Raw genomic sequence first — 12013 nt, 5'->3', positions numbered from 1 at the left:
TAATGCACTCTATCGTTTAGAGTATGGACATCGAATTTAAGGTTTGAATGAAGAATATGGGAACGAGAATGGCCGTTACATTTAGGCGACCTTTAATCGCACTTATGAGCATTGCGGTATTCGCTTTACCAATGCAGTCTGCTCCGGCCTATGCGGAAGAATTTTTGTGTGATGCGACTCAGGCCTCTAGCGACACTTTGCCTTTGCTCGATGCTGCTTGCCCGATTGGTAAGGGGATGTGGGGAAAACAAAAACCAAAAGGTCAGGCGTCTTATTTCTGGATTCAGTGTGGTGTGTATGGCAAGCCTCTGGCTTTGCCTGAAGCGAAGAAAATATATCAACACATCAGTGCGGATGTATGGGCTAAGTCAGAGGGGAAGGCGTATCGTTGTTTGATTGGCCCGTATAAAGCTTTTTCTGAAGCAAAGTCCGATCTGGCTAAAGTCAAAAAATTACCGGATTACAAAGAAGCCTTTATTCGTGAGATCGTGAAAGGTGCACCAACGGTCAAAGCTGTCCCAGTTACTAAGTCGGCGGCCAAGCCACCTACTAAAGTGGCACAGCAAAAAACGACGGTTCTTCCTGCACCAAGTAAACCTGAGCCTAAAGCTTTAGCCCAAGCGAAGCCGGAACAACCGCGAGACCAAGGGGTGGCGATTCGTCAGCACGCCACCATAAACGGTGTCGAGTATAAGGTACCGTATAGTATGTTTGGTAACGATCAGTTCTATATGGAACATGAACTGCCTTGGAATCGCATGGATTATGAAATGGCTTATAAGACTTGCTATCGAATGGGAATGCGTTTGGCGACGGAAAAAGAGTGGCAAGCCTTGCTCAATGCTGACGTTATGTCACGAGATAAATGGCCAATGCATTTGCCCTACTGGGGCGCGGATCGAATTGGTTTATTCTACAGTGGTAAAGTTAATCACCTGAAGGGCACATCTTTGCTGAATGTGATGTGCGTGAAATAGCAATCAACCAGTAGCTAAGTGGGTGACTGGTTTTTTTCTTCACTCTCTTTAATTAAGTCGAGGTATTTCTTCTCGACAAAGTCTTTCTCTTTGGTGATGTGGTGCAGTTGCTGCTGCACAGCTTCAAGTTGGGTTCGCACTTCACCGATGTCGCCTTTCTCAGCCGCTTTCTTCTTATAGGTCTCTATGATGCCGAGCAATTGTTGTCTTTCTTGCTGATAGTCTTGTTCGAGCTTATTGAAGCCGCCAGCTTCACTGATCTGGACATACTCTTGCTCAAGCTGCTCGAACTGTTTCTCTAGTTGCTCTTTTTCTTGTTGCAGGCTCTCTACGGTATCCGATTGCTTCAGGAGTTTGTTCTTGGCTTTTCTTAGCCCTTTAATGCTGCGGTTGAGGTCGCCTTTGAGTTTTTTTATCAATTGATGTGACTTACTCAGTTTTTGGTTGAGGTCTTCGATGGATTCCTGATCTTGAGCACTTAGCCCTCCTTCATTAGCCGATTTGATTTGCGATACTTGTGCCTCTAATGCTTGCTGAATAATGATCAGGTCATTCAGTGTGTCACTATTTTCTGCGGTGTAGTTCAAGGCGCTGTCAACCGACTGTTGGCAAAGTTCATAGGTATTGCGGTCCATATTTTGGCCATGAACGACCTCTCGCGCAAAATGGCGAAACTCACGCAGTATCAAAAGTAATATCACAAACCAAACTAGCAGAATAAAAAGACCCATATCGATCGCTAGGGCGACGAGGTTCTCTGCTGTGAGAAGAGGTGCTAAATCCATGAACTCATTCCATGTTTTTTGAATCCTATTAGAGTCTAAGTTTAGTTGTCATCACAAATTGTGCCTATAATTTAGACAGTCCCCAGCTAGAGTAGAATGCGATTTGTGAAGATCCTGATTGTCGATGACAGTAAAGCCACATTAGAAATTGTTCGGCGAGCGCTGGAAAATTTTGGTTATCGCCGTTTGTCGATCCAGAAAACAGACAGTGCTCTGGATGCCTTAGAGCAAGCTAAGCAATGGCAACCAGAGATTGTGCTCACCGATTGGTATATGCCGGACATGACAGGGTTGACCTTAATTCAAGAAATCAAAAAGCTGGGGTTGGACATCAAGATGGGCATGATCACCACCGTTGACGATCAGTTGCAAATCAATCAAGCCAAGGCAGCTGGCGCCAGTTTTGTACTGTCTAAACCTTTCGATGATAAAGAGCTGCATCGCAAACTTTTGCCGTTGGTTCAGGGGGCAGAAGAAAGCGAGCGGGCATTGGAAAACATTAACGATGTGCAAAAAGAGCTCGCGCTGCCTAAATTGTCTCAGTTGGAAAAGCTGATGAAGCGAGAGGTGAGTGACCGCTTAGTGTTGAATAATATTCGTCAGCAGTCGTTTGATGAAAGCAAAATCCCTTGCCTGCTGGCGGTTTATGAAGATGGTGAAACTCAAAGGCCGCGCGCGGTGGCTATTCTCGACATCTATGCGATTTGTGTTTTCTCTCGCAGTAATTCAGCCATCAGCAAGCAAGATCTCCAACGCGCCATTCATAGTAAATTGGTGAGTAAAGATATTCTCGATACTTGCCAACAGGTATTGGAGAAATCTGCACTGGCGTTTCTGGATAGTAATTCACGTAAAAGCCTGAGATTGAAAAATGTCAGTTTTATACCTTCCGCATTTGAAAAACTTGAGGCCTTGTACAGCAAAGAAGCTGACAAGAGGGTCGACTTTTCTTGTCAGCTTGAAGATATGGCACAAGGCAAAGTGACCTTGATCGGCTTTTAACGCCTAGGTCAGTCTCTTGCAGGTTGGTTAACGTAAATCGGGTTAGAGTAGAACCACAAGTCTTTCCAAGCCATCGCGGCAATATCTGATTGATCCTTATGGAGATCAGATATTGGATTACCTTGCTCATCTACGTAATTTTCAGTACCTTTTGGCGTGTTTGAACCTCGCAGGCGCAAATAATAAGGATTATCTTGTGCGGGGATTGTAAAGCTCAGTGATACAGTGTTGCCTTCTCTTGACCAGCTTTCGGTTCCGCTTTCGAAGCTCTGAATGACTTTGGCCAGATCTGTGTATGGCTGGTCATACATTTCATCACCGGGTAGCAATACCTGATTGGTAATCGTACCCATAATGACATCGACGAACTCTACGTTTACATCATCGCCGTTATGGTTCTTGTCTGGCATGGTAAATTGAATGTTTACTGTTGCTGGCAGAGTATGATCAATGGCTTGGCTTCGGCCCATCTTAACTTTTTTGCCATTTTGAGTCATATGGAAATCTAGGTCGGTGATCAGGTCACCATGTGTAGCAAAAGATTTACCGCTTTTAATTGCGTTAATAATACCTTGTGGAGATTCTTCAGTGAGGTACAAGTGCGTTTTGCTGTACTCGCCGGGCCAAAAGTCTTTGAGCATGCTATGAAAGTCACTGCCGACGAAAATCGAGAACTGATGACCTTCTGATAATAAAGCGTCCCATGCTCCGCCCACTTTCGCTGTCATATAATCAAAACCGCCATAGGTTGTACCATGGTAGGCTTTGTAGTGTTCACCTTGGGTATTTGTCATCATGATCGGCGTGACCATTTCATATGAGCCTCGCGCCTCAGGATTACGTTGGTGTCCCGGTGCTCCTTCCATACCAGCAAAGACATCGGGGCCTGTGGCTAACATTTCACGGATAATCTCAATACGATACTCATGTTTTCGAGATGGGTGGTTTAATGTGAAGAAACTGTTTGTTGGGTGGTTTTGTTGCAAGTATGCTACGCCGCCCAACATATTTTGCTTGTCGGCTCCACCCTCGGATTGGTCATTCGGGTTGCCCTTAAAGTAGTGGTTATGGAAGCTGTTGAGTTCTGCAGAAGTATGATAGCCCTCATCGATAAACAGCGTGGTATGCTCGTCCACGTATGGGGCGGTCCATTCCATGCCTTTTAATAGCAGCTTATCGCTAGCTAGTTCCTGTTGGCGATAATTGTTCAGATGCTCCAGCATGATATTGGAGTTAAACGCATACTCGCGTTCGTGCTTAGCGTATTCAAAGTTGTCTTTGGCGTAGTCGTGGTTGTGAGGCTCTTGCTGATCTTTCCAGTCTACGATAAATGAGCCTTGGCGAGCCATACGCCACATATTGTCTGATGAGATTTCAAAACTCTTAAAGCCACCGTGATCGGTCGAAATTAAATAGTCCATTCCGTACTTGTTGTAGCCGATATCCAGCACAGATGTAATTAAGTTATGACCATCAGACGCAGTGGAGTGGATGTGCATATCACCGGTTACCCATCGACCTGAGGGTGTTGGGTCTATTTTCGCTTCTTCGTCTTCACAGCCTGATAGTAAGGCGAGGGGTAAAAGGAGAGGGGCAGTATGCTTGCGGATTATCATCGTGACTCGTCGGTATTGGTTATCAAAAGCCGCGAGTGTATTTTTGGAATATTAAGGTGAGGTTACGAATATATTTCAACACTCAGACTCATGCAGAATCATCCTTAACATCCGATTTGCTTCGTTAGGGGATAGTGATTAACCATTTTTTGGGGTTATGGCGCGATGAAACAGATAGTTGTCATTAATAAAAAGTGCTGATGTACATTATCCCTCCATACGTCTACATGATTGTTTTAATTGATATTAATATCAGTGTTGGGTGGTGCCGCCATTGGGTTGTTATATGATTTATCTGTTTTTATCTTAATTATTGTTAGTGAGTCGAAGTCAGTGCTTTTTTGGTAGTAAAACCCAATGCATAAGGTATGATGCGCATATTGTTTTTTACTGATAACGTTAACAAACCATGGATGTACGTAACGCTGATATGGAAGCGATGTGCCATGTATTCAAACGCTATGTTGAATATATGGGGGTTGATCAGACGGTGTCTTTTTCTCGGGTGGATACACAACTTGAGCAAGTTAAGACGGTCTCGACCAACTACTCATGGCATCTAGCCTATTGGGGTGACGAGTTATATAAGAACCTGCATTCACGCTTAAAACCGGGTATTAACTTGTGGAATAGCCAAGGCGCCCAAAACTTCCGTGAATCAGCGCAAGCGAGCCATAATCGCGTCGATATAGTCACCAACCAAGGCTCGCAGTACGACATCCTTTCGATTTCTTTGCCTATCACGCCTTTACCCTGCGACGTGGTCAGTCAAGCGATTGCGTTCCGTCCTAAGGTCAATCATCTTGCTCTTGAGTGTTGGAGTGACAAACCGATCCAGATTCCGATTGATAGTTTGTCAGTCACTAATACCGCTCAGTCGAATTATGCCGAAGAAAAACCGTATGTGTTTGGTAACCTGACGCTGACACACGATGAACTGACCAGCGTACGTTACTTTCTTGAGATGAAAACCTTTCAAGAAGTGGCTGTACTTCGCGGCTGTAAAGAAGCGGAAGAAGCGCACCGAATCTATACCATCAAGTGCAAACTTGGCTGTGAGAATCAGCCCGATTCGGTATTTTTTAGAAAACTGGTGGAACACGGAGTGACCGTCGCATGTCTGGACAGTTTCATCACGTATCGCTAACGGTCAGCGACTTAGTTGCCAGCCAAGATTTCTATGCATTGTTTGGTTACCAGCTTGAACGAAGTTATCGGGATGAGCAGGTCACCATTCATATGTTGGAAAACCAAGGCTCGAGAATCGAGCTTTTTCATTTTTGTGGGGATGTTTCAGCCCCAGTTCCTGAATCATTGATCGCGTTAAAAAGAGTGGGCATCACTCACTTCGCTTTACGTGTCAATGATCTTGAAGCCTTTCATAGAAAATTATCGGAAGTCACCAACATCACTACTATTTACAACGCTAGGCTAGGTCGTTTCCGTTACTTTTTCTGTTCAGACCCCGATGGAAATCAATTAGAACTTATAGAGGAGTAAAACAGAATGTCACTCACCTGGAAACAGCGCACCAGTGCTGTCCTTGGTAATGCCATGGAGTTTTATGATATCGCTGTATTCGCATCGATATCTATGTACATTTCCCAGCTATTTGCCACCCAAGGCATTGAGCACTCAGAGCTGGTGGTGTGGGGCGTCTTTGCCCTACGTTTTTTGATCCGACCTTTTGGTGGCGTCGTGATAGGTCGTTATGCCGACAAATACGGGCGTAAACGAGCACTGGTTTTTTGTAACCTTCTGACTGGCTTAGCTACGGTATCGATGGCATTTGTCCCTGTGGATACTGTTGGCCAGTATGTGGTAGTGGTGTTTTTATTCTTCCAAATGATTCAAGCCTTTAGCTTTGGCGGTGAATACCCAACGTTAATTAACTACCTTCTCTACGATGCGCAGAACTCCGAACGCTCACGTGTGAGCAGCTTGATTGTTGCGAGTTCCATTGTCGGTGTCATCATTTCTCTCCTTATCGTAGCAGGCTTAGAACACTATTTAACGGCAGAAGAGATGAGCGCTTGGGGCTGGCGAGTACCGCTGCTAGTGGGTGTTGCGAATATCATGGTGAGCCTGTATTTGCGCTTGTCTCTACCAGAATTGCCGAAAGCTGAAGCGGTGGCGAGTAAGTCTAGTCGTCAGATTGTGGCCAAAGTGTTTTGTATCTCCATTCTCGGTGCGGTGGTGTTTTATGTGCAGAACCTAGCCAGTGGTATCTTGGGTAAAGCAATGGGCATTGAGAACCTAGCGCTGATCAACTCGTCAGTGTTGGTTGTATTGTTGTTCGTATTTTCTTTCATCGTAGACAAACGCTCTTCACCTCAGCAAGCGTTCAAAGTCGGAGCGCTGTTTATGCTGTTTGCAGCGGTCCCCTTGTTTGCGCTGCTTGGTTCCAGCGAATTTATCTGGCAAGCGTTAGCAGTGTTGGGTATCAGCACGTTGGCAGCGATCATTTTAGGTAACTTGGCCGCGCTGTTATGGCAGCAATCTGCTAACCAAACCACCAGCTTAGGTATTGGTTACAACATTGCCTTGTCTATTTTTGGTGGTTTGACACCGCTGATTGTGACAGAAGCGATGTCGTTTAGTTCTGCCTATGTCGGGGTTTATGTGGCGATAGCGACATTGCCGGGGCTTACGGTGTTGTATCGCTTCAGTGCTGCGGTGCACCAAGAGCCCATTCAGTCGGCATAGCAATTCAACGGTTTTAATAAAGGCTTTAAGGCGATGTACTTAGAGCCTTTGTTTTAAGCGATAGCTTTGAATTGAACCGTTTAAAGTGAATAAGACGACAACCAAAAATTGAAGGCTGAACACAAGAAATTGGAAGATTTTCCAATTTTTCGTAATTGATGAGACGTAAAAAACTCTAACCTTTTGAATATATTAGAATATTAAAGTGGGCGTACTTTTTGCTTGGTTTGCGCTCCAGCCTTGAGGTTAGCCTTGTTCCAATGACAGAGTAAAAAGATGAGTAAAAGCCTGCCACTACCCCCTAAAACGTCAATGTTTTGGGTTGACCATGCCTATTCTTGTGAAGAGGCGACGGCTGCCTATGAAGCGGATGGCAATTTGTTGTCGTTCGCTGAGGTATCCGAGAATCCATCTGATGATGTTGCAGGCTCTCCGCCTAAGCACAGTATGTTCTGGGAAGGGGGGACGGAAAAAATTGAGCCGCCTGTCCAAAAAGAGCCGGAGCCGCGCAAGTTTACCAAGCCAAAAACATCAAGCGAAGCGGCGCCCGCTCACTTTGTTCCCGTGCGCTACGCCTTGGACCAGTTAGAGTCTGAAGACACACAATCATTTGGCCTGCCGGAACATTGGCGCGGTCAAGGGCCAGCACGGTTGAACACACTCAGTTACACCCTAAGACAGCTAAGAGATGGCTGGCTGTATGTCTACGATGCCAAACAAAAAAACGCTGGATGAGTATGAGGTGAAAGGTGCTCAATTCACCTATTACAAACTAAGTGAAAGTGAAGACCCACAATCATCGCAGCGGGGTAGCCCTCAAAAAACTTCTCCCTTCCTCAGTTATTCTGAGGACAGTGTGCTGTCACTGTGTTTTTCAGAGCACCGTTGGACATGGACTATGTACTTAAAGGTTCTGGACAATGCAAGCTCCCACATTGGTCGGATGCAAACCGTCGTGCTTATGCCTAATGACCACCAGCGTCATATCAGCCCGATTGAGAACCTCACCGAGGTGGCTGACATTGAAGCGTCTGCCATAGAAGATGGGCGCTTTGCACAGTCCTGTGTGGTAACGATGGCCGATGATGCCTCTAGCACTATCAAGCCAGTTGCGGTTGAAAGCGACATCACCGGTGCGTTACCTGAAGATGAGGCGGCTTATTTTGTCGCGGTCACAGATCATGCCGCAGATGTCCGAGATATGGCGCTCCATTTTGCCAGCATTACTAGCCCTTATCGGCTGTTTACCGAGCAATACGCCAGCCAATGGCAATTGATGCAGACGGCGATGCAATTGTGTTTGTTTGGGGCCAGCGACAAGATCGATTTTCCCTACCGCGTTAGAAGCAAGAGTCAGCAACTCGAGTTTTATCAAAAGATGGGGGAGTATTATGACAATCTTGGTATGTTGGAGCTCACCCAGCAATCGCAAGGTCCTATCGTAAAAGGAATGCCTTCGACGTTTTCACAAGGGGATATTGACTATTACCAACACCAGACCACGTTAGTGGCGGAGTCGATTCAAAAAGAATTTGGTATTTCAGCCTCACAATTTGGTCGCTACGAGCAGTGGATAGCTACGGATCGCTGGCGTAGGCAGCTGAATTGGCAACAAATGCTCAGTGAAATGCAAGCGTTATCTGAGCAGAAGGAAGCGATGTTAGCTCAGGTTGTAGCCGCTAAGCAGGATTTTATCGCGGCACTGGAAGCATTGTCGCCACACCACCTTGAGCAGATATTCGATTTATACAGCGAAGAGACGCAATGGAGCCTTAGTCAGCTTCACCTTGAAGCAGTCGAGTCTTTCAGTTTGGTGATAGAAGAAGACGATAGAGGCTGGGCGGAAAGTCAGTGGTCAAAACCCACCAGTATGTTGCCACTTTATACAGCGGGCTTCAGCCGAAGCATCTATAAAAAGCTGGAAGGGGCGTTACCGTCGCCACTTGAGGTCAATAGTGAATCTCAAGAAGGCATCATGGAGCATGTATCGGCGTGGAGCAATCGCACTGGTATGTATGCCAAAATCATCGACTTTATGTCGAACCCCAACAGTTCAGAAACCACGATACTCAAAGAGCTTGCACAAGGCTTCCAGAAGTTGGATGAGATCTTTAAGGCCGCGGCGAGCGCGGCAATGCGGGGTGTGGCTGAGTTTTCATTGAGCTATAGTGCTCAGGCCTCTTCGCTACTGATGGCTACGCTTTCTAAGCCCATGCAGCGCCACCATTTCCACTGGCGTGCTGCCTTCGCTGAAATCGTCGCCCATGCCACTGCTGTGACTATACCTAATGACTATGCGGCCAAGTTTGCAGATTGGCGTGAGCGTATGAATCAATCTCACAAAGAGTTAAAACTGGTCAATCAAGAGCTTGCTGCCCAACGCAGTAATAAGGTATCAAGCAAACAGCGCCAAGCCTTGCTGGACAAAAAACGTCACCTACAAAAAGTGGTCAATGCCAATGCCTTGGGGTATCCGCAGCGGATTGTACTGGAAGATAACCTAGTGCAGCGCACATTAGAGTTGCAGCGCAAGATCTTGAACAATCAAGTCAAAAATCTGCATACCTTATTTGAAAATGTCGGGGGCCTAAGTTTTCTGGCCTTTCTCTTTAACGCCATCGCGCTCGGGGATGCAATCATTACGATTGAAGAAACCGGGCTGATGTCAGAGGATGACTTCCTTGATGTGCAACAAAAGCTGTTTTATGTCGCAGCGGCATGGACTGGGATACGGACAGGGACGTTATGGAATAATGTTAGAGCCAGTGAAAAATTGAGAGGCTCTTCATTAAACGCACTACGCGTTTTAGTGGCTAACAATGATAGATTTTCGGGTTTGGTTTTAGATGATCTCAAGTTGTTTAACAAATGGTTAGCCATCACTGCAAGCTTTGGTATGTTAGCTTCTGGGATTGAAGCTTACCGTTCATTCCAGAAAGTAGATCAAAGCCATGGTGTTGAAAAAACAATCCAGCGGATCCATTTTTCTTCACTGGGTGCTATGACCCTTGTTGGTTTATTCCAAGCTACTGGCGCGTCTACGGGAGCCTTGTCAGCCAATATTCTCTTTGGTGGCCCCGTTATGGCAGCGCTGCTTACTCTTACCTTAGTGTATCTCTGGGCTAACTCTGTACTCGGTGATCTAAAGCAAGACCGATATCAAAAGTGGCTGGATCGCTTACCTTGGGGTTATCACCCGGAGCGCGCGCGTTGGAGCCAAGCTGCGACACTGGCAGAGCGGGAACAGCAGGATCGTCAACTGGTTCAAGAAGCCTTATTTGAGCTGCACAGTATTGTTCAGCAGCCTACGGTATATCATAAGCCGATTGAGCAAGTGCAAGCCTTCCCTAGGTACACTCATAAAACGCTGGTAGGGGTTGAAGTGCATATTCAGTTGCCCAATTCGGTGGCTAAGCAAGGGGTAACACTGCGCACCAATACCCAAGCCAGTGCAAAAGAGCTCACCGCTGGGCGCTGGTACCCAAATGCGGAGCTAGAGAGCTTGGCCGCCAGTGCGACCCCAGGTAAAAGCGTGTACAGTGTGACGCTGCCAGTCAGTGACAATATGCAGTATTTGGCATTGCAAATCAGCTACCCAAGCGAGGAAGGGGAGCGTCACTACTGGTTGCAACATGCGATTAAACAAACCGCTTCTTACAGTGTGATTTCAGAAAGCAGCAAACAAGCAGCCATTATTAAGACGCTAAGCGATACGCAAGGCGAAACCGTGTTATAGGAGTAACCCTTGGCTTATTTACCCTTTTATATGACTCCAGAAGAGTTTGCGGAGAAACAAAAGCAGCAAGAGCAGGAGATTGCCTCTGGTCGCAATCAGATAAGTTGGCATAAATACGATATTGAGGAGCCTTTTCGTTATTTCAATTATTGTATATCTATCGCTGTTAGTTCTCCTGCTTACCTTCTTGCCTATGTGCTTTTTGAGCGTGGTGAAACTTTTTTTAATGTATTGATGATCGGACAGGCGATTTTCTTATCCGGCCTTGCTTACCTTATGTTTGGCCTTGATTATCGTTATGACTATACGCTTTCAGAGAGAGGGTTAGTGGTAAAGAAACGGCGCAATATGCCACGATGGGTCAACACTGCTGCGCAGGTTATGGCATGGCTGGGGGCGGGTGTTTGTATCTTTATGGTTGCCACGGTCGGCCCTATGATTCTTGCCGGTGCGGGTGGGTTGATTTTACTTTCTTTTGGTATGCTCAAACGCCAGCCGGATGAAAAAGTCGAAGTGCGAATTGGGCACAGTGAAGACTGGTTATTTTCTTATTACAATACTCAACGCAAAGTGATTGTTCTCTATCATAAGTGTGATCATTGTGAATATGAGGATGTTGCTAAGACTGAAGTCGTTCGTAGTCAGAGCAGAAGTGGTAGTTACCTCTTCTTTAAAACGGTTGAAGAAATGAGGCAGGTTGTTAATACGCTGAGTCAGTGTCATCAGCTAGAGTGTTGTGAAATCAGTAACCCTAAGTCTCTTTTTGGATTAGATGGTGGTAGGCCTGAACCATTGCTAAAGATACCCTCGCGAACGATGTTTTATCAGAAGTCAGAGGTCGATCTATTGAAGCAAAAAAAAGCGCCCCTTCCAGACTGGAAGTACCTCTATCAGGGAAAATTTCGTACAAAAGAAGAAATTACAAAACTACAAAGCCAGCCACTGACCGCCGCGAAATAACCCTTGGCTTCTTGTTTGGTCACTATAAAACCAAGCAGCTTTAAACTGAGTGATTTTTAAACCACGCAAAGCTTTAACTCACAAAGCTCTGTGTGGTCTATAGCGCTGACGCTTTACCAATCTATACATGGCCATTTTCTGGTTTTGTTCCCCCCAACAATGATTCCACTCGACCTCTGATTATTAGCGAAGAGTCGAGGTCTGTGATAGCCCTATCATTTTTCCCATGCC

General features: G+C 45.9%; 10 protein-coding genes. 8 read left to right on the top strand and 2 right to left on the bottom strand.

Features of this window, described 5'->3' with window-relative positions; translation table 11 throughout:
* The first annotated feature begins 68 nt into the window (after positions 1-68).
* Positions 69-977: an SPOR domain-containing protein gene (locus tag L1D31_RS19710; RefSeq protein WP_239838721.1), complete on the top strand. Its 909-nt coding sequence runs from the start codon at positions 69-71 to the stop codon at positions 975-977.
* A gap of 14 nt (positions 978-991) precedes the next feature.
* Here the strand turns inward: L1D31_RS19710 and L1D31_RS19705 are convergent, their stop codons facing one another.
* A complete protein-coding gene (locus L1D31_RS19705) occupies positions 992-1762 on the bottom strand; it encodes a chromosome partitioning protein ParA (RefSeq protein WP_239838720.1) in 771 nt (256 codons plus the stop codon).
* Between the two features lie 105 nt (positions 1763-1867).
* Here L1D31_RS19705 and L1D31_RS19700 point away from each other — a divergent pair, with 105 nt between their 5' ends.
* Complete coding sequence (locus L1D31_RS19700; protein ID WP_239838774.1) at positions 1868-2764, top strand: response regulator; 897 nt, start codon at positions 1868-1870, stop codon at positions 2762-2764.
* Between the two features lie 8 nt (positions 2765-2772).
* On the opposite strand, the gene L1D31_RS19695 is transcribed toward L1D31_RS19700, so the two are convergent.
* A complete protein-coding gene (locus L1D31_RS19695; RefSeq protein ID WP_239838719.1) occupies positions 2773-4380 on the bottom strand; it encodes a hypothetical protein in 1608 nt (535 codons plus the stop codon).
* A gap of 409 nt (positions 4381-4789) precedes the next feature.
* Between L1D31_RS19695 and L1D31_RS19690 the strand changes: the two genes are divergently transcribed.
* The 6 genes from L1D31_RS19690 to L1D31_RS19670 all read left to right on the top strand — a co-directional run bounded on the left by L1D31_RS19690 (position 4790) and on the right by L1D31_RS19670 (position 11782).
* A complete protein-coding gene (locus L1D31_RS19690) occupies positions 4790-5527 on the top strand; it encodes a hypothetical protein (protein ID WP_239838718.1) in 738 nt (245 codons plus the stop codon).
* A complete protein-coding gene (locus L1D31_RS19685) occupies positions 5497-5880 on the top strand; it encodes a VOC family protein (RefSeq protein ID WP_239838717.1) in 384 nt (127 codons plus the stop codon). The genes L1D31_RS19690 and L1D31_RS19685 overlap by 31 nt, the downstream gene beginning before the upstream one ends.
* A 6-nt stretch (positions 5881-5886) precedes the next feature.
* Positions 5887-7086, top strand: coding sequence for an MFS transporter (locus tag L1D31_RS19680; RefSeq protein WP_239838716.1), 1200 nt, complete (start codon positions 5887-5889; stop codon positions 7084-7086).
* 276 nt (positions 7087-7362) lie between these two features.
* Positions 7363-7821 (top strand): toxin VasX, encoded by a 459-nt coding sequence (locus L1D31_RS22695; protein WP_345772844.1) that lies wholly within the window; start codon positions 7363-7365, stop codon positions 7819-7821.
* Positions 7787-10822 carry a hypothetical protein gene (locus L1D31_RS19675; protein ID WP_345772843.1) on the top strand — a complete coding sequence of 1012 codons (3036 nt, stop codon included), beginning with the start codon at positions 7787-7789 and terminating at the stop codon, positions 10820-10822. Before L1D31_RS22695 ends, L1D31_RS19675 begins: the two co-directional genes overlap by 35 nt.
* Before the next feature lie 9 nt (positions 10823-10831).
* The gene (locus L1D31_RS19670; protein WP_239838715.1) at positions 10832-11782 is read left to right on the top strand and encodes a hypothetical protein; all 951 of its coding nucleotides are present in this window, start codon (positions 10832-10834) and stop codon (positions 11780-11782) included.
* Positions 11783-12013: the final 231 nt, after the last annotated feature.

Source organism: Vibrio sp. Isolate23 (genome assembly GCF_022398095.1).
GTDB classification, from domain to species: Bacteria; Pseudomonadota; Gammaproteobacteria; order Enterobacterales; family Vibrionaceae; genus Vibrio; species Vibrio coralliilyticus_A.
This window is presented reverse-complemented; position numbering and strand designations above follow the sequence as displayed.